Here is a 24,755-nt window from a genome sequence, read left to right as displayed (position 1 = left end):
AGTCTACAGGCGGTCGTCCACCACTTCCCGGGGCCACACGGATTTGACGTCGTACACCACACCGCCCGGCGTGAGCAGCGCGCGCACCTGCGCGGCGTCGAAGGCACGGAAACGATCATGCGCCACCGCCAGCACGACGGCGTCATAGCCGGCCGCATCCGGGGCGTCGACCCAGCGCACGCCCGCATCGGCCAGTGCGGCCGGCCCGACCCACGGGTCCTGCACGTCCACCCGGGCGCCACAGGCCTGCAGGCGCTGCGCCAGTTCCAACGCGCGGCTGTTGCGCAGGTCCGGGCAGTTCTCCTTGAAGGTCACCCCCAGCACCAGCACGCGTGCCTGCGCGACATCGATGCTGCGCGATGCCAGCAGTGCCAGCACGCGTTGTGCGACATGCTCGCCGACCCGGTTGTTGACCTGGCGCGCGGTGTGGATCAGGTCCGGGTGATACCCCATGCTCTCGGACTTGTGCAGCAGGTAGTACGGGTCCACGCCGATGCAGTGGCCGCCGACCAGGCCGGGGCGGAACGGGAGGAAGTTCCACTTGCTGCCGGCCGCATCCAGCACGTCCTGGGTATCGATGCCGAGCCGATCGAAGATCAACGCCAGTTCGTTGACCAGCGCGATGTTGACGTCGCGCTGGATGTTCTCGATCACCTTGGCCGCTTCGGCCACGCGGATCGAGGGCGCCGGCCAGGTGCCGGCCGTGATGATGCCCTTGTACAAGGCATCGACCACGGCGGCGACTTCCGGCGTCGAGCCGGAGGTGATCTTGCGGATGTCCGGCAACCGTCGTTCGCGGTCGCCCGGATTGATCCGTTCCGGGCTGTAGCCGCAATAGAAATCGACGTTGAAGCGCAGCCCGGATCCCGCCTCCAGCAGCGGCACGCAGACTTCTTCTGTCGTGCCCGGGTAGACGGTGGATTCGTAGATCACGATGTCGCCCGGCGTGAGCAGACCGGCGATCAGGGTGCTGGCACTGCGCAGCGGCCCCAGATCGGGCTGCTCGTGCGCATCGATCGGGGTGGGCACGGTCACGATGTAGACATTGCACCCGGCCAGCTGCGAAGGATCGGCGGTGTAGCGGGCATGCACCGCGGCAGCGAGCTCGTCGGCTTCCAGCTCCAGGGTGTGATCCACGCCGCGCTGCAGTTCGGCCACCCGCGCGTTATCGATGTCGTAGCCCACCGTGGCCTGCTGCCGGCCGAAGGTCACCGTCAACGGCAGCCCAACGTAGCCGAGGCCGATGACCCCGATGCGCGCGGACACCGCGGCGGAAATGGCGTGCGTCATCGAGCGGCTCCGCACCGCGGAACCGGGCCAGCCATCAGGCGGGGCATCATCAGGGAATACGTCATGCGATACGGAGCCGGGAGACAGGTGGTGCAAGACTAACGCGCCCGACCCTGCCCCACAAAGAACAAAGCCGCCGCCCGCGGAGAGTACGGACGACGGCCAAAGGAATAATGGTCCAGCTGCGGTTACTACCCTTTCAGACAGCCTCCAAGGGTAAACCCCGCAAGACTGGTCACAGCTGGTAGAAAGAGGATAGGCGTGCAACCGTGATCATTGTGTTACGGCCAGCGTTGTTTTGCGTTACGAACCCAATGTCACTGCCGCCGGTTCCAACTCGCCGGAAACACCTGTCCATGCCTCCAGCAGACGACCAAACCCGGCGGGCATGTCGCCTTGCTCGGAACACCGCTGTTGGAACCCCTGCCAGGGCGCCTCGACGATACGCGCAAGCGCATCCGGTTCGACCGCTGCCGACGCCATCGTCCATTGGGGGAAATGGCGGGTCTCCACTGATCCGCGCGCGAGTTCGCGCAGATTCGTATGGATGCGCGCGTTGAACACGCGCTGGAACACCGAATCGACACCGTCCTCCGGGCCCTCGAAGTACTGCAGGAAACACCGGCCGTCGAACATCAGCACGCCGGTCACGCCTGCCACTTTGTTGAACCCCATCGCTGCGCGCAGGATCTGATCGATATCAGACGTTTCGATTCCATCGATAGCGTCGCTGATATAAGCGACCGCATGCAGCGGCATGAAGGATTTCCGGAATGAACTGAAGCTGACTATGCCATGAAGTTTTCGCACTGGGTAGACATCGAATGTGCGCGCTGTCGCGTTACGAAGCGCCGGTGACTCACACCTCATTCCGGCGCCTGTACCTCATAGCCCCGGGCACGCAGCTGATCGGCGTAGCCTCCGGGCGTCAGCAGCGAGGTGACCGGGACAGTCGCGAAGGTGACCGCATTGCGCGCCAACGCCTCGCCGGCCATGGTCATCCATTTGCGGTGCGCCTGCGCATCGACATCGGTCAAGCCACGCCGCCGCCCAAAATCGCTGTTGGCCACGGCATCCACGCAGGCCAGGTACTGCCCTTTCACCGCCAGCCGCTCCAGCGCCTCGATATCACCAACCGACCAGGCATTGGCGCGCTCGGCCAGCAGCGGCAAGCCGTGTTCGACCACATCCAGGGTGCGGCGGAAGCACTCGACATCCTGCAAGGCAGTGCCGCGCACTTCCTTCAACGCCTGCCGCGGGTCGACGATCTTGATCGCGACCTGGGTCGAGACCGGCGTGAGACCGTGCGCCTTGCTGGCCTTCTGCACGATCCTGGACACCGGTGAGGAACGGCCGAGGCCGACATCCTTCAGTGCGGCAGCATACAACTGCGTCGCAGCCACCAGCGGCCGGTCTTTCTCGATGCCTTTGTCGCGGCCGATGTGCCGCTGTTTGAGCACTTCCCAGCGCGCGTAGAGATCGGGCGGCAACACCTCGCGCAAGGTGCGTCCGTCGGGATCACGGGCAGCCTTCATCGCCGAGGGCAGCAAGGTCAGGCCGCGGAAGAAGCCCACGTCGGCATCCAATGCCCAGCCCGGCGAGCCGAGCACTTCCTGCGCACTGGCGATCACCGCCTGCACCTCGTCGGCGCGCCACTCCAGCTTGGCCGGCAGCGGCGAAACCGTCCCGAGAATCCACAGTGTGTGGCCCTGGCCGTTGCGGACCTGCCACATGCCTGGCCCGGGCTGCTCACCCGAGACCACCACCGGGGCCAGATCGATCACCTCGCCTGCGGCCTGCGCCGGCACCTGCGTCTGGGCCTGCGCATGGGCCACGCCGCCCAACAGCAGCGCAACGCTCCACACCAGTGCTTTCCCTGCACGTACTGCGATTGCCATGTGGCGTGTCCGAGGTGAGTTGCTGCGCAGCGTACGGCGGCACGCGGCCGGCTGCGTAAAGTTTGCGTTGCGCGGGCAACGCGTGAAACTGACCGTTGGTGCCCGGGGCCGGAATCGAACCGGCATGGGGTTGCCCCCGGCGGATTTTAAGTCCGATGCGTCTACCAGTTTCGCCACCCGGGCAACGGCGCGCATAGGGTGCCTGATCGCGCCCGGTTTTGGAATGCACGCGCCGCTGCGGGCCCGCTCAGATCGCGCGGGAATACCGCACGGGCTGGTCCGCCTGCATCAGATAGCGGTCGAAACACATCGCCAGCAGCCGCAGCAGTGGGCGCCCGCGCTCGCTCGCGCGCACCACGCCCTGCGCGTAATCGGCCAGGCCGTCCGCCTGCAGTGCCGCCAGCGCGCGCAATCCCTCGGCGAAATACGTCTCGAAGTCCACGCCGTGCCGTGCCGCCACGGCAGCCCCGTCCACTTCTCCCTGGCACATCAACTGGCCGATCACTTCCGCGCGCAGCACATCGTCCTGGTCCAGGGTCAGGCCGCGCCAGACCGGCAACCGCCCTGCATCGACCGCCGCTTCCCAGGCTGGCAGTTCACGCGGGTTCTGGCTGTAGGTCTCGCCGATGTGGCTGATCGCGCTGGCCCCCAGGCCCACCAGATCGGTATCGGCGTGCGTGGTATAGCCCATGAAGTTGCGGTGCAGTTGCCCCGCCCGTTGTGCCCGCGACAGGTCTTCCTCCGGCAACGCGAAATGATCCATGCCGATGTACTGATAGCCCGCCTCCGAGAGGCGCTGCACCGCCAGGCCCAGCAAGGCCAGCTTCTGCTCGGGGCTGGGCAGATCCGCATCGGCGATCTGGCGCTGCGCACGGAACAGGTGCGGCAGGTGCGCGTACCCATACACCGCCAGGCGATCCGGTCGCTCGCGCAGCACGGTTTCCAGCGTCTGCGCGAAACCGGCGAGTGTCTGCTTCGGCAGGCCGTAGATCAGATCCACATTGACCGAGCGCAACCCATGCTCGCGGCAGGCACGCAGGATATCCAGCGTGTCCTCCACGCCCTGCTCGCGGTTGATGGCCTTCTGCACGTCCGGATCGAAATCCTGCACGCCGAGGCTGGCGCGGTTGAAGCCCAGCTCGGCGAGCACCGCGATATCGGCGCGTGTGACAAAGCGCGGGTCGAGCTCGATGGAGAAGTCGCGCGCGGCCGCCGTGCTGAAGTTGAACCGCTGGCGCAGCCCATCGATCAACTCGCGCATCTGTGCCGGCGCCAGGAAGTTGGGCGTGCCACCGCCGAGGTGCAGTTGGATCACTTCGCGCGCCGGATCGAACTGCGGCGCCATCAGGTCCGCCTCGCTCAGCACGCGGGCCACGTAGCTGACGCCTTTGCTGTGATCGCGGGTGATGACCCGGTTGCAGCCGCAGTAGAAGCACGGGCTGCTGCAGTACGGCACATGCACGTACAGCGACAGCGCGCGGCCCCGGCGGTTGCTGTTCACGATGGCCTCGCGCAGGGCCAGCTCACCGTAGCCGTCATGGAAATGCGGGGCGGTGGGATAGGAGGTGTAGCGCGGGCCCGGCCGGTCGTGGCGACGCAGCAGCTCGGGATCGAAGTGCCAGGCGAGCCCGGCGGCGGCAGGCGAGAAGGTATCCATGCCGCCAGCTTGCGCATGCACGGGTGCGCACGCATTGCGTCAGATCAATTCACGCCCGGGCGGCCCGCCATCGGCAGGCTCGGCCAGCGCAGCATCTGGAAGCGACGCCAGAAGGTATCGGCGATCCGCTCGGCGACATCATCGGCCAGCCGCTGCATCGGTGGATTGCCACATTCGGCGGTGGTCTGCCGGAACAGGGCCAGCCAGCGGTCGAACAGATCGCGATCCAGCTCATCCATGGCCATGTGCTTGGGCATCGGCGCCCCTTTGAAGCGCCGCGTGCCGCGCAGCATCGCCGACCAGAAATCGACCAGCTGCGCCAGATGCGCATCCCAGTCGTGGATCCGCGCCGTGAACACCGGGCCCAGGCGCGGCTCCTCGCGCACGCGCGCGTAGAAGTCATGCACCAGGCCGGTGACCTCCTCTTCGCTGCACAGGTCCAGCGCGGGATTGGGCAGCGCGTTGTCGGTGGGATCGGACATGAACACCCTCGGGCAGCAACGCCCAGCATCGGCGGCAGGGCCTGCCGCTGCCTTGATCAGGATCAATGAAGCCGGCGGCGAAGCCTTCTAGTCTGGGAGCTCGACAGGAAGCGCGCACTCGCGATCCCGGCCCCCGGTCGGCGCGAAGTATAGCCGTGCCCTGCCCCCTCCTCCTGACCGTGGCCGCAATGAACGACCTGCACGACCCGCCCGACGGCAGCCGCCGACGGCTGATCCAGCAATGGGGCGCCATCCTGTGGCCCAGCTTCGTCGCGGCTGGCCTGGCCAGCGTGGTGTTCTTCGCCTTTGTCGACCCGCTGCGCCTGCGCGACATCAGTTTCCCGCAACACGAGATCAGCCGCGAGCTGGGCTACACGCTGGGGTTCTTCATGTTCTGGGCGGTCACCGCCGCCGCCAGCGCGATCACCTGGTACCTGCTGCGGCCGATGCCCAGCGACGATGACGACCTGCCACTGGGGTGACCATGACAGACCGCCTCACCCTGCATCTGGTTGATCCCTCGCCCTCGCCCCCGCCGCCCGCCCCGGGCCGGCGCGCGCCGCTGCGCTGGCGGCCACTGCTCCCGGCGATGCTGCTGGCCGGCTTCTATCTCCTGCCGTGGCTGCGCTGGGAGGGTCGCCAGGCGCTGTTGTTCGACCTCACCGCGCGCCGCTTCGATCTGTTCGGCTGGACCCTCTGGCCGCACGACGTCGGCATCCTGCTGGGCCTGGCCGCCGTGCTGGCCACCGCACTGGTACTGCTCACCAACCTGGCCGGCCGGGTGTGGTGCGGCTACGGCTGTCCGCAGACCGTGTGGAGCCGTTTGTTCCGGTGGATGGATCAAGGCACCGCGCGCTGGCTGCCGGCCACAGGCGCAGCGCGTGCGGTCAAGCATCTGCTATGGCTGTTGGTAGCCGCGTGGACGGGCATCACCTTCGTGGGCTTTTTCAGCCCGATCCACGGCCTGGTCGGTACGCCGTGGCCACCGGTCTGGAGTGGCTGGGAAACGTTCTGGATCGTCTTCTATGCCGCAGCCACCTGGGGCAATGCCGGCTTCCTGCGCGAACACGTCTGCCGCGAGCTGTGTCCGTATGCGCGCATCCACGGCATGTTCTGCGACAACGACACGCCGCGCATGCAGTACCACGCACGCCGCGGCGAACCGCGCGGCCCACGCGTGGCTGGGCTGGGCGGTGTCCAGGCGCGGGGCCGCGGACTGCTTGATCCCACCAGCGCCAGCGACTATGCGTTCCGCGCCGCGCACGAGGATATCGCCGGCCCGATGCCGCACTTCAGCGCCGATCGACTCGGCGATTGTCTGGACTGCGGGGACTGCGTCAGCGTCTGCCCGATGGCGCTGGACGTACGCGCCGGGCCGAACGCTGATTGCATCAGTTGTGGCGACTGCCAGGATGCCTGCGATGCGCGCATGCGTGCCTGGCAGTTCCCACCGGGATTGCTTCGTTATGCGCGTCCATCGGCCATGCAGCACCGCCCGTCACGCTGGGTCCGCCCGCGCACGCTCGCCGCGGCCGGCACGCTGTTGGCGCTGCTGGCCATCGGTCTTCATCACCTGTAGTGGCGCCGCGTTGGCGGTTGTCCCCGTATCGTTTCCCCGGTCCCCCGACCCGGTTTCAGCGCGCGCGTGGGCGTACGCTGCGCGGCGGCACCAACTGGGCGCGCCGCACGATCCCCAACTGCTCAATGATCAACGCCAGCTCATTGGTGACACGGGTTCGCGCGGTGCCCTGCGCGGGTGGGACCAGGCGCTCGAGCACGCGCTGGTAGGTGGACCAGAATTCCGGGCCGCAGCCATGTTTCACGTAGGCGGCTTCCAGCTCGGTTCGCACTCCGTCAGCCAAGTCATGTTCGCCGTATTCCATACGACCTCCGTGGGACTTGCTTGCTTCAGGGACGACAAAACCCCCTCAGGGGGCGGATTCACTTCGGGTTCACCTAAAATTTGCACGGTCATCGCATTAAGTCAATTACCCGAAGGATAAAAGCCACGCCCCCGATGAACCGTTCATACAACGTCCGAACCCGTGCCTGCATCATGCAGGCCGGATACTGACAGCAATATGTCAGGGCGGCGCGCCCGATAATCCGCGCCTGGCCGCCACTCCCCGGGAAGCTGCACAGGGGCGGGCAATCTCACTCAGCCGCCGAGCGGCTCTCCTGCAGACTCGCGCGCTCGGGCAGGTGCGGCGCGACGAACTGCATCAGACGCTCCATGGCACTGTCTGCCGGCGGTCCGCCCGCGGCGCGATCGGCAAACGCCTCCCACTCCCCGGCAGACAAAGTCTCGACCAAGGTCGGCTCCACGCCCAGCCAGCGCATGCTCCAGTAAGGAAAGTAGCGCGCAGGCACGCGGGCGTGACCGAGTTTGCGGATGTTCCGATGGCTGCGGGCCTGCAGTACGCGCTCGTGTACTGCCGACACCCCGTCATCCGGGCCTTCGAAGTACTGCAGGAAACGATTGCCATCGCAGAGAAGCACACCGGTGACCCCGGCCAGGCTGTTGAAGCGGATGGCATCCTCGACAAGTGCATCGAGATGCTCCGCAGACAGCGGGCCTGCAACGTCGCTGACATACGCGATCGCGCAAAGGGGCATGGGTAAACTCCGACGATTTCAAAGCACTATGCTGGCACTTTCAGGTATCTAAATAAAGCCGTTGCCTGAAGCATTCAGAACATACCTGAAACGAACGCCTCCCGTCCTGCACGCGGTCGCCGGTCAGGGCACCCGCCTGGCGCCGCTGGATTACCGATGTCCCGCCATCGAGCTTCGTACCGCTTCACTGAACGCATCGAGCAGGAATGGCTTGGCGATCATCGCCATGCCGTTATCGAGGAATGCCGAGCGCTCCTGTGCTTTCTCTGCGTAGCCGGTCATGAACAGCACCGGCAACGAGGGCCGCGATTGCCTCGCGATTTCGGCCAGTTGGCGTCCGTTGAGGCCGGGCAGTCCGACGTCGGTGATCAGCAGGTCGATCTTCTTGGATGAGCCGAGGATCGGAATGGCGCCATCGGCATCACCCACGACTTCAGCGGTATACCCGAGGTCTTCCAGCACCACGGTGACCAGCATGCGCACCTGCTCGTCGTCCTCCACCACCAGGATCGATTGCCCGGCGCCGAGCGACACTGGCTGTGCGCTCGGTGCACCGTCGTCCTCGGCGGCGTCGTTCACCACCGGCATGAACAACGCGACCGTGGTGCCCTGCCCTGGCGTGGAATCGACCGTGATGTGGCCGCCGGACTGCTGCATGAAGCCGTAGATCATCGACATACCCAAGCCCGTGCCCTTGCCGATCGGCTTGGTGGTGAAGAACGGCTCGAAGATCCGCTCGACCACCTCCGGTGGCATGCCGGTGCCGGAATCGGAGACCGATACCACGGCGTACTCGCCTGCCGGAATGGTCGGCACTTCGCCCTCGGCGGCGAAAACGTGCGAGGTCCGCAGGATCAGTTCACCCCCTTCAGGCATCGCGTCACGTGCATTGATCGCCAGATTCAGCAGCGCGCTTTCGAACTGGTTGCTGTCCAGGTTGGCGCGCAGCGGCGCGTCACTGGTCGCCATCTGGATGCGGATCTTCTCGCCCAGCGTGCTGCGCAGCAGGTGCTGGACCGATCCAACCAGCGCGTTGAGTTCCACCGTCTTCGAATCCAGCGACTGACGTCGCGAAAACGCCAGCAGACGCTGGGTCAAGGCCGCCGCGCGCTGGCTGGAGGCGGTGGCCGCATCCAGGAAGCGCTCCATCCCTTCCATGCGCCCCATGTCCAGGCGCATGCGCATGATGTCCAGCGAGGAGAGGATGCCGGTCAGCATGTTGTTGAAGTCGTGCGCGATGCCGCCGGTCAATTGCCCGATGGCATCCATCTTCTGCGACTGGCGCAGGGCCGCTTCGCTGGCCTCACGCGCGGCCATCTGCCGCTCCAGCTCCGCCGTGCGCTCGGCCACCATCGCCTCCAGGTCCGAGGCATGTTGCTGACTCGTTTCCAGGGCCAGCTTGGAGGCCGTGATATCGGTGACGAAGACGTGGAACCCATCCGGCGCGCCGTCTGCATCCCAGCGCGGCGAATAACGGATCTCGCTGTCGCGCCGGCGGCCGTCACTGAACGGCCAGTTGGCCTCGAACACGATGTGCTCGCCCGCCAGCGCACGTTCGATCAACGGGCGGCGGGTGCGCCAGACCTCCTGCCCGACTACCTCCGGCACGCGTTTGCCGATCACGGCCGATACAGGACGCTCGAACCAGGCCTCATACGCTTTGTTCGCGAAGCGGTAACACAGGTCACGGTCGATGAAGGCGATCAGCACCGGCATCGCATCGGCCACCAGGCGCAGTTCTGCTTCGCTGCGCTCCAGTGCGGCACGGCCATCGGCCAGCGCCCGCATCTGATCACGGACCAGGAACTGCTTGTCGCGCGCACGCAGCGCACTGCGCACGGAGCTGAGCAGCGAGCTGCTGCCCAGCGGCCGGTCCAGCTCGATGATGTTGATCGACAACTGCAGGCCAGGATCGGCCAAGGGGCGCTTCTGCGAGTGCGGCGACCGCAGCAGAATGACGGGAATATCCGACCAGGACGGTTGCTTGGCCAAGGGCTCCAGCAACGCTGCGGTGCCCTTGGCGACCGCCTCTTCGGTGACGACCACCGCACCCACGTCATCATCAAGCGCGGCGGCCAGCCGTGGCAGGCTCTCGTGGATCGCGGTGCGCAGCCCGGCGGCATTGAGTACGCCGGCAATGCTCGGCGCATCGCGCCCGAACGGCGCAAAGATATGCACCACACCGGAAATGGAGTCACTCTGCACGGGTGTGGCCGAGCAGATGCGCCGTATTGCCCACGAATTCCGGCGTGCCGGTCAGAATGCCCTTGAACTCATTGAGCGGGGCGCTCAGCGAGATTCCCTTGCCGTCGATCTTCAGCTCGCGGATCGTATTCTCGTGCGCACCGCCCCGATTCTTGATCACCGAGATCGCCTTGCGGATGCGCCCCTGCGATTCGAAGAAGCGGAACAGCACGACCGAGTCCGCGATGTAGGAGACGTTGAGATTACCGGTCGACATCGTGCCGACCAACCCGTGTTGCGGATTGATCAGGATGGTCGCCACGCCCTTCTGGTTGAGATAGGACAGCATCTCGTGCAGCTGAAGCATCAGCTGCTTTTCCTGGGGCATCGCGGTGACGTAGCCGTTGAGGCTGTCGATCACCAGCAGGCGGCACTGGCGCTCCTCGACTGCACGTTGCATGTTCCAGGCGAACTCGCCCGGTGAGATCTCGGCCGGATCGACCTGCAGGATTTCCAGCAGGCCCGACGCCAGGTGTTTGCTCAGATCGATGTCCAGCGACTCGGCGCGGGCCAGCAAGGTGCCGATGCGCTCATCGAATTCGAAAATGCAGCAGTGCTCACCGCGCTCGCAGGCCGCCCAGACGTACTGCAGCGCCACATTCGTCTTGCCGCTGCCCGCCGGGCCGGTCAACAGCGTGCTGGTGCCCCGCAGCGGACCGCCGCCGAGCAGACTGTCGATCTCGCCGACCCCGCTGCTGATGGGCGTGCCGTTGAATGTGGCGTGGTGGTCCGAGGCGATCAACCGCGGAAAGACCTCCAGGCCCCCTTCACGGATCGTCATGTCGTGGTAGCCGGCGGTGAAGTTCACCCCGCGCAGTTTCTGGACATGCATCCGGCGGCGCGCCGGGCCGAAATCCAGTGTCAGGCGTTCCAGCGACACCACGCCATGGCAGAGGCTGTGCAGCTGGCCATCGCGCTCCTCGCCGAAGGCCGTCATGTCATCGACCAGCACCACGGTCGCGCTCTTGGGCGCGAAGAACTGCTTGAGCGAGAGGATCTGGCGGCGATAACGCAGCGGATCCTGCGATAGCAATCGCAGCTCGGACAGCGAATCGAACACCACCCGATGCGGCTTGATGCGCTCCACCTCGCCGAGGATCAGCTTGACCGTCTCGTCCAGCTCGACTTCCCAGGAGTGCAGTACCGACTGCATCCGTCCGTCGCCCAGCGCTTCCTCGGCCGAGGCCAGCTCAAACAGGTCCAGGCCATCCAGGGACCAGCCGTGAGCATTGGCAACTTCGCGCAGCTCGTCAGCCGTCTCGGAGAGCGTGATGTAGAGACAGCGCTCGCCCTTGCTCAGCCCATGCAGCAGAAACTGCAGGGACAGCGTGGTCTTGCCGGAGCCTGGCGGTCCTTCCAGCAGGTACAGCCGCCCCTGCGGGAAGCCCCCGCCGAGGATGCTGTCGAGGCCTTCGATACCCGTCGCTACGCGTGCTTTTTGTGTCTGCATAAGGCTGCCAAAGTGGACGGCCGCAGCATACGAAGCGTGTTGTGTAGGCCCTGTCGGCTCTGGCCTCCGAAACTGAATGGAGGCCCACAACGCACAAAGCCCGCTTTCGCGGGCTCTGGGCTACTTTCCATTTGGAGGCCTGGGTCGGAATTGAACCGGCGTACGCGGATTTGCAGTCCGCTGCATGACCACTCTGCCACCAGGCCGGTGACCCTACGATCATCGAAGGCGTGTTGCGCGCCCCGATAAAACAAGACCCCGAGAACGGGGCCTGGTCAGGATTTGGAGCGGGAAACGAGACTCGAACTCGCGACCTCAACCTTGGCAAGGTTGCGCTCTACCAACTGAGCTATTCCCGCAAAATCAAGCGGGTATGTTACCGAAACCACTCGAAACACACCAGCTTTTTCACACTTTTTTTCACATCCCGGCCGATGCTTCCGGACTGGATGCCCGCGTGCCACCGCGGAGAAAAACAAGGCCCCAAGGGGGCCCTGTCGAAATCTGGAGCGGGAAACGAGACTCGAACTCGCGACCTCAACCTTGGCAAGGTTGCGCTCTACCAACTGAGCTATTCCCGCAGACTTTCGCTTGCCCCGACCGCACCGCACCCTGAGGCGCTGGAGGCTGTCGGCCCCTCGACCTGCGTCGAAGGAGCGCCATTCTGTCGGAATTCCTTCACGTCGTCAACATCCTTTTCGCCGCAACGTGGTGTGGTTTCCCACCGGGCGGTCACGGCGGCCTCCGACATCTTCCCCCGTTCTGCTCCCGCACAAAGTCCCCATGTCCGGCTTGCCAGACGTTGACGCGCCGAAGCGCCCCCGGACTTGCACGTCCAGTGCAGCGCAACGCCCTCGCGCAGCCGGCGCCCGTCGAATACCCCCTTCACCCTGTCCTGGGCGAAGGACGGGTGCAACTGCAGGCCCCTCCACTGGGGCGCAGCTCACCGGCGAGCCGCCACGGCAGGTTCGGCGTTTGGTTGCACGTTTCCCACAAGTTGTATTGTCAAAGGGAGTGCAACGCCGTCTGATGCATGCAATGCAGCGGACCCCACACCTGAAGACTCCGACACCCATGGCACACACCTCTGGCAGCAGCACCAGGCTGATGCTGTCTGCACTCCATTTCATTCAATGTTGCCCTGCGCGCATGGCCGCCACCTGTACGGGACTGTTATTGAGCGCATCGGCGATAGCCGCCCCCGTGACGCTCGTATTCCCGCTGCCCGATGGCCACCACCTGAGCATCTCGGCCAGCGACAAGCACGTACACGCGCAGCGGATGTCGGGAAGACGTCGGGCCATTTCCGTGGATGCCGACCTGCGACGGGTGCTGATGCAGGCCGATACCGTGTTTCCGATCAACCGCAGCGCCTTCATGCTGGAGGGCGGTCCGGGCGTAACGCTGTTCGTACGCACGTCATCCAATTCCGCCCGTCCGATGGCCTACTGCGGTTCGGGGCGGGAAGACCAGGTGCTGCTGATCGAACTCCGCGCGAACCGACTGGCCTTGCTCGACCGACTGCTGCTCGACAGCTGCTTACGTTCCATTGCAGTGATCGCAGACCTGGGCGACTGGCCACAGGAAGCCGTGGAACCAATGGCACATCCGTGGGTGGCTCGATTTCAGGCGCTCGACATGGATGGCCCTTATCCCCGCTGCGTTCGCATCGCACATCAACGACTCTGGGTAGACGACTCCTGCGAGACACCCGAGCGGCCTCAGCCTGAGTAGTCGCCCGGCCCGCCATGGCCGACCGCGCTGCGGTGCTGACGGAGTGAACCCATGATGCAGATGCATGCCCGAGGCACGGCACACAAACGGAAAAAGCGACCCGGAAGGTCGCTTTTTTCGTTGCATCGCATCGGGACGGATCACGATGGGATGCGGTATCTGGAGCGGGAAACGAGACTCGAACTCGCGACCTCAACCTTGGCAAGGTTGCGCTCTACCAACTGAGCTATTCCCGCTTGGGAGGCGAAATTCTACAGCCAAATGCATCCCTGTCAACAGCCCTCACGCACTCTTTTTTGCTTTGGTGTTCTCACGCGCGAGGCGCTCGTCTTCGCGCAGGCTTGGCCACGCCGCGTGCAGGTACTGCAGGCCGGACCACAGCGTCAGGATCGAGGCGATCGCCAGGGTCCAGTCGCCGATGTGGAAGACCTCGGTGCCCATCCAGATGTCCTGCATCGGGGTGTGCGGTGCGACCGAGTACAGCAGGCACAGCAGCGCGACCATCTGCGCGGTGGTTTTCACCTTGCCGATCACGGCCACACGCACCTTGGCCCGCTGGCCGATTTCCGCCATCCATTCGCGCAGTGCCGAGACGGCGATTTCACGGCCGACGATCACTGCCGCCCAGACCGCCATCCACGCGGTGGGGTGGCCCTGCACGATCAGGAACAGCGCCACGGCCACCATCAGCTTGTCCGCGACCGGGTCGAGGAAGGCGCCGAACGCGGACTGCAGGTCGTAGCGGCGGGCGATCCAGCCGTCGAGCCAGTCGGTGAGCGCAGCCAGGCCGAAGATCGCCGCCGAGGCGAAATTGGTCCACTTGTAGGGGAGATAGAACACCAGCACCAGAACGGGGATCATCACGATCCGCAGCAGGGTCAGCCAGGTGGGGAGGGTCAACTTCATTGCGTCTCTCTACTCGCCCGCCGCGTCGGGCGTGGGCAGTCCATGAAGGTTAGCGTAGATACGCGCAGCGAGGGCGTCATTGATGCCGTCCACTTTCGCGATTTCCGCTTCGCCGGCGGCTTTCAGGCCGACCAGGCCGCCAAAATGTTTGAGCAGGCTGGCGCGCCGGCGCGGGCCGATGCCAGGAATATCCTCGAGCTTGCTGGTCATCCGGGCCTTCTGGCGGCGCCCACGGTGGCCGGTGATGGCGAAGCGGTGGGCTTCGTCACGCACCTGCTGGATGAACTGCAGCGCCGGTGACGCCGCACCCGGGCGCAGTTCGCGGCCGTCCGGCATGACCAGGGCTTCATGCCCTGCCCTGCGCTCCACACCCTTGGCCACGCCGACCAGCATCACCCCTTCCACGCCCAGATCGGCCAGCGCGGACTGCGCCTGGGCCAGCTGGCCGGCGCCGCCGTCGATCAGCAGCAGATCCGGCAATACGCCGTCCTCTTCCACCGCGCGGCGGAAGCGCCGCTCGATCGCCTGGTGCATGGCCGCATAGTCATCGCCGGGCTCGATGCCGCTGATATTGAAACGGCGGTACTGGCTGCGCACCGGTCCGGCCGCATCGAACACCACGCACGAGGCCACGGTGGCTTCGCCCATGGTGTGGCTGATATCGAAACACTCCACGCGCTTGACCTGCTCGGTCAGGCCGAGCATCTGCCGCAGGTCTTCGCTGCGCGCGTGCTGCGCGGTGCGGCTGCCCAACTCGGTGACCAGGGTGATCTGCGCGTTGCGTGCGGCCAGTTCCACGTAGCCGGCGCGCTCACCGCGCACGTTCCAGCGCAGCTGCACCTTGTGTTCGGCCGAGGCACTCAAGGCCGATTCGATCAGGCTGGCATCCGGGATTTCGCGGTCGAGCAGGATCTCGCGCGGAGGGGCGTGCTCGGCGTAATACTGCGAGACGAACGCGCCCAGCACTTCATCGGCACTCTCCTCGCCATTGGTGCGCGGGAAGAACGGCCGCGTGCCCATGTTGCGGCCATCACGGAACGCCAGCAGCAGCACGCAGGCGCTGGCGCCCTGGGTGGCGCAGGCGAGCACGTCCAGATCCGCCGCGCGGCCATCCACGTATTGGCGGGTCTGCATGCTGCGCAGCGAGGCGATCAGATCGCGCAGGCGCGCGGCCTGCTCGAATTCCAGTGCTTCGCTGGCGGTCTGCATCTGGGTGCCGAGCTCGCGCGCGAGCTGGTCGCTCTTGCCTTCCAGGAACATCGAAGCGCGGCGTACCGACTCGGCGTAATCCTCCGGTGCCACCAGCTCCACGCAGGGCGCGCTGCAGCGGCCGATCTGGTACTGAAGGCAGGGCCGCGAGCGGTTGCGGAACACGCTGTCTTCGCAGCTGCGCAGCTTGAACAGCTTGTGCATCAGGTTGAGCGTTTCGCGCACGGCAGTGACGCCGGGGTACGGGCCGAAGTAACGCCCCGGCACCGCGCGCGGGCCACGGTGCAGTGCGATCCGCGGCCATTGCTCACGGGTCAGCAGCACGTGCGGATAGGTCTTGTCGTCGCGCAGGGAGACGTTGTAGCGCGGCGAGAGCGACTTGATCAGCTGGTTTTCCAGCAGCAGCGCCTCGGCCTCCGAGCGGGTCACGGTCACGTCCATGCGCGCGACCTGCGACAGCATCGACATGATCCGCGTGGTCTTGGGCGTGCCGTTGAAATAGCTGCCCACGCGGTTGCGCAGCGCACGCGCCTTGCCGACGTACAGCAGCGTGTCATCGGCAGCGTACATGCGGTACACGCCGGGGGCGGTGCTCAGGTGGGCCGCAAATGCCTTGCCATCGAAGGCGGGGGCGGAAGAAACAGTCATTCGTTGATCGGCACGTCGCTCAGGACACCACTGACGGGGTCGAAGCGCAGCACGGCGTGGGCATCGGTCTCGGCAATCCAGACCGCGCCACCGCCCAGCGCCAGGCCAGCCGGGCCGTGCAGGCGGCGCGGCAACCCCAGCGTACTCAGCTCACCACCGCCCAGGCGCAGCGTGCGCAGGCGGCCGTTGCCGGCATCGGCGATCCACAGCAGCGGCGCATCCGGACTCAGGGCAATTGCCTGCGGGTACTGCAGCAGTGCCGAGGTGCGCGGGCCGTCCTGTTCGCCGAACGTCCACAGCCCCTGCCCGACCAGCGTCTGCACCAGGTCACCACGCAACTGCATGGCGCGGATCGAGGAGCCCAGCGCATCGCAGACGTACAGCACCTGCTGGACCGCCGCGACAGAGCACGGCTGCGCGAACGCGGCCACGTGGCCACTGCCGTCGCGCTCGTCGATCGCCCCACTGCCGGCGCGCCACTGCAGGCTGCGCTGGCCAAGGTGATAGCTCCAGATACGGTTGTCGCCGGCCATGGCGATGTGGATCTGGTTGTCGGCGACGGCCAGGCCCTGCGGGTGGTTGAGTGCGGTGTGGCGCGGATCGGCCACCGGCCCTTCGATCAGTTCGCCGGGGCGGCCGGTGCCGCATAGCGTGTCGACCTGGCCGGAGAGCAGATGGATGCGGCGCAGGGCATGGTTGCCGGTGTCGGCCACGTACAGCCATTCGCGCTCCAGCGCCAGGCCCTGGGGATGGTGGAAGGCCGCCTGGGCCTGGTCCCCATCCATGAAATCGGCGGTGCCCATGCCGAACTGGCGCAGCACGCGGCCACCATGGCTGCACTCGAGCACGCGGTGATGGCCGGTGTCGGCGATGTACAGGCGCTCGGTGGTCACCGCCAACCCGGTCGGGAAGCGCAGCGGCAGGCGCGGCTCGGGGCTCAGCTCACGGGCGCCGTGCAGGTCCTCATCGGACGGCCGCGAGCTGCCTTCGCACAGCGCAGCAAGGGAGCGTTCCAGTTCCCCGCCAAGACCGACCAGACGCTCGCGCTCGCGCCCTTGGGCATCGAGCAGGACCAGGGTCGGCCATGCGGTCACGCCGAAGCGTCGCCAGCCATCCCATTCCGCGTCCAACAGTGCCGGTGCGTTCAGCCCCTGACGGCGCAGCAGCTTGAGGGACTGATCGGGATCGCGCTCGCCATCGAAACGTGGCACCTGCAGCACCAGCAGCTGCAGCTTGCCCGGGTGGCGCGACTGCCACTGGGCCAGCTCGGCCAGCCGCTGCGCGCACCATACCGAGGCGGCGTTGACGAAGGCCAGCACGACCGGCCGACCCTGCAACTCGGCCAGGGTGGTCGGTTTGGCGTTGAGCCAGGTGGCGAATTCGGGAAGATCCTGGACGGGCTGGACGTTCATGCCCCGATTATGCCGGACTCGGCGTCATGCAACCGTCGTGCCACGGTCACGGGTGTGCTGCCCACCTGGCCTCGGCACGCGCCAGATCGTCCGGGGTGTCGATGCCGGGCGGGAACTCGGCCGGGGTCAGCGCCACGCTGATGCGGTGCCCCGCTTCGAGCACACGCAGCTGCTCCAGCGATTCCAGCTGCTCCAAGGTGCCGGCCGGCAACGCGGCGAACTGGCGCAGGAAGCCGGCGCGGTAACCGTAGATGCCGATATGGCGCAGCCAGTGCGGGCCGGGCAGCGTATCGCGCGAGCGCGCGAAGGCATCGCGGTGCCACGGAATCGGCGCGCGGCTGAAGTACAGCGCATCCAGGTTCTGCTTGCGCACGACCTTGACCACGTTCGGGTCGAACAGGGTGTCCGCGTCTTCCACCGGCGTGGCCAGCGTGGACATCTCCGCATCGCTGTAGACCAGGGCTTCGGCCACCGCGCGGATTCCTTCGGCCGGGGCGAACGGCTCATCGCCCTGCAGGTTCACCACCAGGGTGTCATCGGACCAGCCCGCCTGTGCGGCGCACTCGGCCAGCCGATCGGTGCCGGAGGCGTGCTCGGTGGAGGTCATCGCCACGCGCACTTCGGCCAGGCCCTGCAGGGCCTCGGCGATGCGCTGATCGTCGGTGGCGACCCACACCTCGCGCGCGCCGGCGAGCAGCGCGCGTTGCGCCACGCGCAGCACCAGCGGCTCGCCGCCGAGCAGGCGCAGCGGCTTGCCCGGCAGCCGCGAAGCGGCATAACGGGCGGGAATGGCGACGACGAACTCGACGGAAGCGCTCATGGGGGATGACCTGTACGAAAGGAATGCAGTCCGGGCGTCAGTGTGCCGCAACCGGCACCGGGCCCGTCAACGCTTGCCGAGTTTCTCGACGCGGTCCAGCAGGCTGATCCAGAACGCCGCCGGCAACTCGGCCGACAGCGGCACGGCGAAGTGCCATTCGGTCGCGAAGGCCTTGCACTTGACCGCGTCCTTCTCGGTCATCAGCACCGGCAGTTCACTGCCGAAGCGCAGATCCGCTGGCTGGTAGGCATGGTGATCGACGAAGGCATGCGGCACCACACCGATGCGATGCGCGCGCAGCATGTCGAAGAAGCGCTGCGGGTTGGCAATGCCGGCCACGGCATGTACGCGCTGGCCCTGGAAATGAGAGAGGCGCCGCGCGCGGCCGCCCTGCAGCGGCTGTGCGCTGTCGATGCGCAGCTGCATGGGCCATTCGCCGAAGCCGCAGGCGGTCTGCGCTTCGGTGCCGTCGCTGGCCTGGCCCATGTTGACCACGCGGAAATCGCAGTCGCGCGCACGGCTGGCCGGCTCGCGCAGTGGGCCGGCGGGAATTAGCCGACCGTTGCCGTAGCGGCGCTGTGCGTCGACCACTTCAATTTCGATGTCGCGCGCCAGCCGGTAGTGCTGCAGGCCGTCGTCGCAGACGATGATGTCGCAGCCCGCATCGACCAGCGCCTTGCCGGCCGCCACACGGTCCGCATCCACCCGCACCGGCACGCCGGTTTTCCAGGCGATCAGCACCGGCTCGTCGCCGCCGACGGCGGTATCGGTACTGGCCAGCACCCAGCGCGGGGTGCCCGCATCGTCGCGACCATAGCCACGGCTGGCGACCCCCGGCTTCCAGCCCGCTTCGCGCAGGCGGTTGACCAACGCGATCGTCAGCGGGGTCTTCCCAGTGCCACCGGCGGTGACATTGCCGACCACCACCACCGGCACCGGCAGCGAATGCCGTTTCAGCCAGCGACGCCGATACGCCATCCGGCGCAGCGCGACCGCCGCACCGTACAGCGGTGACGCCAGGCGTGCCAGGAACGGAATGGCGCTGCCGTCATACCAGTACGACGGCGTGTGGGTGCCCTTGCCTGCCATCAAGGCTGCCTTTCGCGGAACTGCATCTTGTGCAGGTGCTCGTACAAGCCACCCAGCGCCAGCAGTTCGTTGTGCGTGCCACGCTCGACGATGCGGCCATGGTCCATCACCAATACCTGATCGGCATGTTCGATGGTGGACAGACGGTGCGCGATCACCAGCGTGGTGCGCTCGGGCATCAGCCGCTGCAACGCATCCTGCACCAGACGCTCGGACTCGTTATCGAGCGCGGCGGTGGCTTCATCCAGGATCAGGATCGGCGCATCGCGCAGGATCGCGCGGGCGATCGCCAGGCGCTGACGCTGACCGCCCGAGAGCAGCGCACCGTTCTCGCCGACGGGGGTCTGCAGCTGCTGCGGCATGCGCGCGATGAACTCCCACGCATTGGCCGCTTCGGCCGCAGCGCGGATCTGCGCTTCGGTCGCATCCATGCCGTAGGCGATGTTGGCGCCCACGGTGTCATCGAACAGCATGACCTTCTGCCCAACCATGGCTACCTGGCGACGCAGGTCCGCCAGCGGGTAATCGTCCAGCGCCACCCCATCCAGCGTGATGCGGCCACCGCTGGGTTCGTAGAAGCGCGGGACCAGCCGGATCAGGCTGGTCTTGCCGCTGCCGGAACGGCCGACAATTGCCGTCACCGTGCCGGGTTTGGCCACGAAACTGATGTCGTCCAGCGCGATGCCGGTGTCTTCGCGATAGCGCAGCATCACGTGCTCGAACGCGAGCTCGCCACGTGCGCGGCCGATCCGCTGGATGCCTTCGTCGCGCTCGACGGGCATATCGAGAATCCCGAACAGGCGCTCGGCCGCGGCCACACCGCGCGAGATCGAGGTCTGCACGCTGGTCAGGCGACGCAGCGACGGAATGATCGCCATCATCGAGGTCATCAGGCCCATGAACTGGCCCGCGTTGAGCTTGCCGGCCAGTGCCTCGCGGGTCGACACCCACACGATCACCGCCAGCGCCAGGGCCGCCAGGAACTGCACCGTGCTGGAGGCCAGCGCGCGCGTGGTTTCGACCTTCATGTTCAGGCCGAGCATGCGGTTGGCCAGACGGGAGTAGCGCGAGATCTCGTGCGCCTGGGTGCCATGCACCTTCACTTCCTGCTGCGCGGCCAGGGACTGCTCGGCGGTCTGCGCCATGCCGCCCATGCCGTCCTGGATGCCACGGCTGATCCGGCGGTAACGCTTGCCCACGATCGAGACGATCACACCGATGAGTGGCACCACCACCAGCATCGCCATCGTGACCTTGACGCTCATCTGCAGCATCACCACCAGCATGGCGATGATGGTGAGCGTATCGGCCACCAGGGTCTTGAGCGCATCGGCGCTGGCCTGGGTGACCTGCTCGGTGTCGAAGTTCAGGCGGCTGACCATCACCGGCGTGGCTTCAGCATCGAAATGCGAAGACGGCAGATGCAGGTACTTTTCCAGCACCTGCTCACGCAGGTCGCGCACCACGCTGCGCCCGGTGCGGGCCAGCGCGTAATCGCTGACCAGGGTGGCCAGGCTGCGCATCATGAACAACCCGAGGATGGTCAGCGGCAGGATCACCGCCATCCGCGGCTCCGGGTTGACGAACCCCCGGTTGACCAGCGGCTCCATCAGCTTGGTGAAGCTGTAACCGGCCAGGGCCTCCACCACCATCGCGACCACGGCGGCGACCATGAACACCCAATAGGCACCGGTATACCCGAGCAGGCGCTTGTAGATCGGCCAGACGGGGGAATGTTTCTTGCTCATGGACGCACCTCCGGCGCGGTAGCGATGGCGATGCGGCGGAAGCCCAGCTGGCCCAGAGCATCCTGGGCCGTGACGACAGCCTGGTAAGGCGTGCGCGCGTCGGCGCGCAACAGCACGGTCTGTTCCCGATCGCTGCCGGCGACGGCGGCAATCGTCTGCTTGACCGACTCGACGTCGGTGCGCAGCACTTCCTGGTCGTTGATGAAGTAACGCCCCTCGGCATTGACCAGCACGCTCAGCGAGCGCGGCGGCTCGGTGGTGTCCTGCTGGCTGGCGGTCGGCAACTGCAGCTGCAACGTCGAGCGCGCATCGAAGGTGGTGGTGACCACGAAGAAGATGATCAGGACAAGGATCACATCGATCAGGGGAACCAGATCGATATGCGGCTCGTCCTGGATCCGGTCATTGCGGATGCGCATCCGTCAGCCCTTGACCGTGACCGGTGCGGCGCCGGCCGAACCAGCGGCGGCACGCGGCCCGTTGTTCATCACGCCCGGGCGACCATCAAGCGCATCCAGCAGCGCCGACGCCTCCTGCTCCATCTCGATCACGTAGCCGGCGATGCGGCCTTTGAAATAGCGATGGAACATCAGCGCCGGAATCGCCACGATCATGCCCGTGGCGGTGCAGACCAGCGCCTTGCCGATACCGCCGGCCAGCTGGTTCACATCGCCCACGCCGTGGTCGAGGATGCCCATGAACATCTGGATCATGCCGACCACCGTGCCGAGCAGGCCCAGCAGCGGACCGGCCGAGGCGATCGTGCCAAGGGCATTCAGGAACCGCTCCATGCGGTGAACCAGATGCCGGCCGGCATCTTCGATGCGTTCGCGGATCTGGTCGCGCGGGCGGTTGCGTGCTTCCAGCGCGGTCGCCAGCAGCGCGCCCAGCGGCGAGTTGCCGCGCAGCGACTGGATATGACTCGGGTCGAGCTTGCCGCGCGCGGCCCAGTTGCGCACTTCCTGGCCCAGCCCGGGGGGCAGGACTTCATTGCGCCGCAGGGTCCAGAAACGCTCCAGGACGATTGCCAAAGCCAGTACGCCCAACAGCAGCAGCGGCAGCATCGGCCAGCCACCGGCCTTGACCAGTTCCCACACGTTTCAATCCTCCGGCCCAGCGGCCGCCTGTTTGATCGCCGATAGGATAGCAGCCGGCCGGCTCCGCTCCGCTGCATCCCACCAACGCCGCTCGAAAACCCGTTGTTCACGCACCTGCAGGCCGTCACGCCCGAGCCAGACCCGCACCGCGCCGCTCTCGGAGGTGTTGAGCACCTCGGCGCCCACGGCCTGCCAGCGCTCCACCACCTCGGCACGCGGATGGCCAAACCGGTTGCGGTGACCGGTCGAGACGATCGCCAGCCGCGGCGCGACGGCCGCCACCCAGGCCGGCGTGGACGAACTGGCACTGCCATGGTGCGGAACCACTACTGCCTGGGCCGCCAGCAGCGCGCCTGCGTGCTGGACCAGCAGGGCCTCGCTGCGCTTCTCGATGTCCCCGGCCAGCAGAATCGCCCCCCGGCTGGTTTCCAGCCGCAGCACGCAGCTGCTGTCGTTGGTCGGCTGCGGTTCGTCACGCGGGGGATGCAGCACCCGGAACGTCACGCCATCCCACTGCCAGGATTGCCCGGCATGGCAGGCCGATGCGCGGCCGCGCAGGGCGCCGGGCGGCGCCTGCAGCGTCGCGCCGGGAAAGCTGCGACGCACCCCGCGCAGGCCACCGGTGTGGTCGCGATGGTCGTGGCTGATCATGATCCGATCCAGCCGCCCCTGCCCCAGCGCACGCAGGGTCGGCACCACGATCCGCTCACCGGCATCGAAGCCGTCCTCGGCCCCCGGCCCGGTGTCGTACAGCAGCGTGTGCCGACGCGTGCGCACTGCTACGGCCAGGCCCTGCCCCACGTCCATCACCAGCAGTTCCACCTCGCCCTCGGCCGGCCCATGCCGCGCCGGCCACAGCAACGGCAGGCACAGCAGCAGTGCGGGGACCCGGCCACCACTGCCACGCGGCAGCAGCAGCCAGAACACGCCGAACACGGCCGAGATCAGCGCCCAGCGGTTGGATTGCGGCAGCCACCACAGCGACAGCTCGCTGCGCGCGGCATACCCGAACAGCCACCAGCTCGCCTCGAAGCACCACGCCGCCAGCTGCCACGGCCAGCGCCCCGCCCCGTCGATCAGCGCCTCCAGCGCGGTGCCCAGCAGGGCCAGCGGCACCACCACCATCGTCCACCAGGGAATCGCCACCAGATTCACCAGCGGCCCCGCACGCGAGGCCTGCCCGAACAGCGCCACGGTCAACGGCAGCAGCGCCACGGTCGCCACGCCCTGCGCGCCCAGGAACCCCCGAAGCCAGCTCTCCTCGCGCCCGGGCAGGCACCAGATCAGCCACAGAACACCGGCAAAGCTCAGCCAGAAGCCGGGCGCAAGGACTGCGAGCGGATCGACCAGCAGCATCGCCAGCGCCGCCAGGGAGAGCGACTGCGCCACGGTTGCCCGCCGCCGGCTGCAGCGCGCCGCTGCCACCACCGCGATCATCAGCACGGTACGCACCGTGGGCAGCGCGAAACCGGCCGCTGCGGCGTACAGCGCCGCGCCTGCGACGGCCGCCGCCGCAGCGCCCATCGGGCGTGGTACGTACAGGCCGAGCATCGGCAGGCACCGCCAGAGCCCGCCTGCCAACAGTGCAGCGACACCAGCCACCACGCCGACATGGAAGCCGGAGATCGCCACCAGGTGGGTCACCCCCAGCGCGCGCAGGTCATCCCAGTCGGCCTGGCTCAGGCCGCGGGTATCGCCCAGTGCCAGCGCCTGGACGAAACGACGGCCATCGCCCTGGACCGCCCTGGCGATCGCACTGGCCATCCGCTCGCGCCACGCGGGCAATCCGGTTGGCTCACCCAGCGGATGCGCCTGGGCAGGTTCCCGCACGTACCCGCTGCCAGCCACCCGTTGCCGCAACGCAAAACCCTCGGCGTCGAACCCGCCCGGGTTTACCCGCCCGCGTGGCGCCCGGACACGGACCGTGACCGACCAGCGTTCGCCGGCTCGGAGCGTGCGCCGGCGATCATCGGCTGCACCACGGAATCCGTCATACCAGCCCAGGGCGAGGTCCCGGCCGCGGAGTTCGCTTGGCATCGCCGGATCATCATCGACCCGGAACCGGAAGCGGGTGCCCCCGGGACCGTGGTCGGGGAGACTGATCACGCGGCCGTGCAGCGCATGGTCCACCGGCGGCCCACCGGGGGGCAGCTGCTGCGCCAGCCCGGCGTGAGCGTGCATGGCGGCCCAGCCGAGACCGGAAAGAGCAGCACCGAGCAGGCGGAGGCGGGAGGGCAGGATCCAGAGCAGGATGCCGGCAACTGCGGCGGCGACGCCCCACCCCAGCGGCAGCAGCCGGGGCGAGAAGACGATCGCGCAGATGCCGGCCAGCAAAGCGACCACACACGCCTTGCCGAAAATGGGAAGAGACGCGTGTGCCCCCATGCCGCCGGTGTGTAGCACTCGCCGCATGTGCAGCACCCAGGAAACCCTGAGTGTCGACCGTGGGCGCAGT

The 24,755-nt window shown here is 66.9% G+C and carries 20 protein-coding genes, 5 tRNA genes and 1 pseudogene; 3 read left to right on the top strand and 23 right to left on the bottom strand.

Translation table 11 applies throughout. From position 1 onward, the window contains the following. Positions 1–3 precede the first annotated feature (3 nt). The 6 genes from ACW6W5_RS08335 to ACW6W5_RS08310 form a co-directional block, all read right to left on the bottom strand. Positions 4–1,290 (bottom strand): nucleotide sugar dehydrogenase, encoded by a 1,287-nt coding sequence (locus ACW6W5_RS08335; RefSeq protein ID WP_121041721.1) that lies wholly within the window; start codon positions 1,288–1,290, stop codon positions 4–6. Positions 1,291–1,593: 303 nt separating this feature from the next. Then, positions 1,594–2,049: a BLUF domain-containing protein gene (locus tag ACW6W5_RS08330; RefSeq protein WP_152151492.1), complete on the bottom strand. Its 456-nt coding sequence runs from the start codon at positions 2,047–2,049 to the stop codon at positions 1,594–1,596. Positions 2,050–2,156: 107 nt separating this feature from the next. Further along, positions 2,157–3,188, bottom strand: coding sequence for a TraB/GumN family protein (locus tag ACW6W5_RS08325; protein WP_193222753.1), 1,032 nt, complete (start codon positions 3,186–3,188; stop codon positions 2,157–2,159). 96 nt (positions 3,189–3,284) lie between these two features. Beyond that, positions 3,285–3,371 (bottom strand) — tRNA-Leu (locus tag ACW6W5_RS08320). 64 nt (positions 3,372–3,435) lie between these two features. Next, on the bottom strand, positions 3,436–4,845 hold the full coding sequence (gene hemN, locus ACW6W5_RS08315; protein WP_152151488.1) for an oxygen-independent coproporphyrinogen III oxidase: 1,410 nt from the start codon (positions 4,843–4,845) through the stop codon (positions 3,436–3,438). Positions 4,846–4,889: 44 nt separating this feature from the next. Further along, entirely contained in the window at positions 4,890–5,327 is a 438-nt protein-coding gene (locus tag ACW6W5_RS08310; RefSeq protein WP_121041712.1) for a group III truncated hemoglobin, read from the bottom strand. 188 nt (positions 5,328–5,515) lie between these two features. On the opposite strand from ACW6W5_RS08310, the gene ACW6W5_RS08305 reads away from it, so the two are divergent. Both ACW6W5_RS08305 and ACW6W5_RS08300 read left to right on the top strand, forming a co-directional pair. After that, positions 5,516–5,809, top strand: a complete 294-nt coding sequence (locus ACW6W5_RS08305) for a hypothetical protein (protein WP_121041710.1) — start codon at positions 5,516–5,518, stop codon at positions 5,807–5,809. 107 nt (positions 5,810–5,916) lie between these two features. Further along, the gene (locus tag ACW6W5_RS08300) at positions 5,917–6,906 is read left to right on the top strand and encodes a 4Fe-4S dicluster domain-containing protein (protein ID WP_226956594.1); all 990 of its coding nucleotides are present in this window, start codon (positions 5,917–5,919) and stop codon (positions 6,904–6,906) included. Between the two features lie 55 nt (positions 6,907–6,961). Here ACW6W5_RS08300 and ACW6W5_RS08295 read toward each other — a convergent pair whose 3' ends face one another. From ACW6W5_RS08295 to ACW6W5_RS08265, 7 genes are all read right to left on the bottom strand, one after another. After that, on the bottom strand, positions 6,962–7,210 hold the full coding sequence (locus tag ACW6W5_RS08295) for a hypothetical protein (RefSeq protein WP_152151486.1): 249 nt from the start codon (positions 7,208–7,210) through the stop codon (positions 6,962–6,964). A 271-nt stretch (positions 7,211–7,481) separates the two neighbouring features. Continuing rightward, on the bottom strand, positions 7,482–7,943 hold the full coding sequence (locus tag ACW6W5_RS08290) for a BLUF domain-containing protein (RefSeq protein WP_152151484.1): 462 nt from the start codon (positions 7,941–7,943) through the stop codon (positions 7,482–7,484). Positions 7,944–8,093: 150 nt separating this feature from the next. Further along, complete coding sequence (locus ACW6W5_RS08285) at positions 8,094–10,148, bottom strand: hybrid sensor histidine kinase/response regulator (protein ID WP_226956588.1); 2,055 nt, start codon at positions 10,146–10,148, stop codon at positions 8,094–8,096. Beyond that, on the bottom strand, positions 10,138–11,727 hold the full coding sequence (locus ACW6W5_RS08280) for an ATPase domain-containing protein (RefSeq protein ID WP_264298037.1): 1,590 nt from the start codon (positions 11,725–11,727) through the stop codon (positions 10,138–10,140). Before ACW6W5_RS08280 ends, ACW6W5_RS08285 begins: the two co-directional genes overlap by 11 nt. A gap of 42 nt (positions 11,728–11,769) precedes the next feature. Next, a tRNA-Cys gene (locus ACW6W5_RS08275) sits at positions 11,770–11,843 on the bottom strand. Positions 11,844–11,920: 77 nt separating this feature from the next. Further along, a tRNA-Gly gene (locus ACW6W5_RS08270) sits at positions 11,921–11,996 on the bottom strand. A 146-nt stretch (positions 11,997–12,142) separates the two neighbouring features. Then, positions 12,143–12,218, bottom strand: a tRNA-Gly gene (locus ACW6W5_RS08265). A 526-nt stretch (positions 12,219–12,744) separates the two neighbouring features. Between ACW6W5_RS08265 and ACW6W5_RS08260 the strand changes: the two genes are divergently transcribed. After that, complete coding sequence (locus ACW6W5_RS08260; protein ID WP_193222752.1) at positions 12,745–13,371, top strand: hypothetical protein; 627 nt, start codon at positions 12,745–12,747, stop codon at positions 13,369–13,371. A 160-nt stretch (positions 13,372–13,531) separates the two neighbouring features. Here ACW6W5_RS08260 and ACW6W5_RS08255 read toward each other — a convergent pair. From ACW6W5_RS08255 to ACW6W5_RS08210, 10 genes and pseudogenes are all read right to left on the bottom strand, one after another. After that, a tRNA-Gly gene (locus ACW6W5_RS08255) sits at positions 13,532–13,607 on the bottom strand. A 46-nt stretch (positions 13,608–13,653) separates the two neighbouring features. Beyond that, positions 13,654–14,277 carry a CDP-diacylglycerol--glycerol-3-phosphate 3-phosphatidyltransferase gene (gene pgsA, locus ACW6W5_RS08250; protein ID WP_121041698.1) on the bottom strand — a complete coding sequence of 208 codons (624 nt, stop codon included), beginning with the start codon at positions 14,275–14,277 and terminating at the stop codon, positions 13,654–13,656. Positions 14,278–14,286: 9 nt separating this feature from the next. Further along, the gene (gene uvrC / locus ACW6W5_RS08245; protein WP_121041696.1) at positions 14,287–16,134 is read right to left on the bottom strand and encodes an excinuclease ABC subunit UvrC; all 1,848 of its coding nucleotides are present in this window, start codon (positions 16,132–16,134) and stop codon (positions 14,287–14,289) included. Continuing rightward, the gene (locus ACW6W5_RS08240; RefSeq protein WP_152151478.1) at positions 16,131–17,546 is read right to left on the bottom strand and encodes a redoxin domain-containing protein; all 1,416 of its coding nucleotides are present in this window, start codon (positions 17,544–17,546) and stop codon (positions 16,131–16,133) included. The genes uvrC and ACW6W5_RS08240 overlap by 4 nt, the downstream gene beginning before the upstream one ends. Positions 17,547–17,592: 46 nt before the next feature. Then, complete coding sequence (gene kdsB, locus ACW6W5_RS08235) at positions 17,593–18,366, bottom strand: 3-deoxy-manno-octulosonate cytidylyltransferase (protein WP_152151476.1); 774 nt, start codon at positions 18,364–18,366, stop codon at positions 17,593–17,595. A 66-nt stretch (positions 18,367–18,432) separates the two neighbouring features. Next, entirely contained in the window at positions 18,433–19,455 is a 1,023-nt protein-coding gene (lpxK, locus tag ACW6W5_RS08230; RefSeq protein ID WP_152151474.1) for a tetraacyldisaccharide 4'-kinase, read from the bottom strand. Next, the gene (msbA, locus tag ACW6W5_RS08225; RefSeq protein WP_152151472.1) at positions 19,455–21,203 is read right to left on the bottom strand and encodes a lipid A export permease/ATP-binding protein MsbA; all 1,749 of its coding nucleotides are present in this window, start codon (positions 21,201–21,203) and stop codon (positions 19,455–19,457) included. Before msbA ends, lpxK begins: the two co-directional genes overlap by 1 nt. Then, positions 21,200–21,622, bottom strand: coding sequence for an ExbD/TolR family protein (locus ACW6W5_RS08220; protein ID WP_019183376.1), 423 nt, complete (start codon positions 21,620–21,622; stop codon positions 21,200–21,202). The genes msbA and ACW6W5_RS08220 overlap by 4 nt, the downstream gene beginning before the upstream one ends. A 3-nt stretch (positions 21,623–21,625) precedes the next feature. Next, positions 21,626–22,300 carry a MotA/TolQ/ExbB proton channel family protein gene (locus tag ACW6W5_RS08215; protein ID WP_121041686.1) on the bottom strand — a complete coding sequence of 225 codons (675 nt, stop codon included), beginning with the start codon at positions 22,298–22,300 and terminating at the stop codon, positions 21,626–21,628. Continuing rightward, a pseudogene (locus ACW6W5_RS08210) lies at positions 22,191–24,685 on the bottom strand (DNA internalization-related competence protein ComEC/Rec2). Before ACW6W5_RS08210 ends, ACW6W5_RS08215 begins: the two are co-directional and overlap by 110 nt. Between the last annotated feature and the right edge of the window lie 70 nt (positions 24,686–24,755).

It is taken from the genome of Stenotrophomonas sp. IS26, from assembly GCF_054188265.1.
Note: the sequence above shows the minus strand (reverse complement) of the source record. Positions and strands in the feature narration are given on the sequence as shown.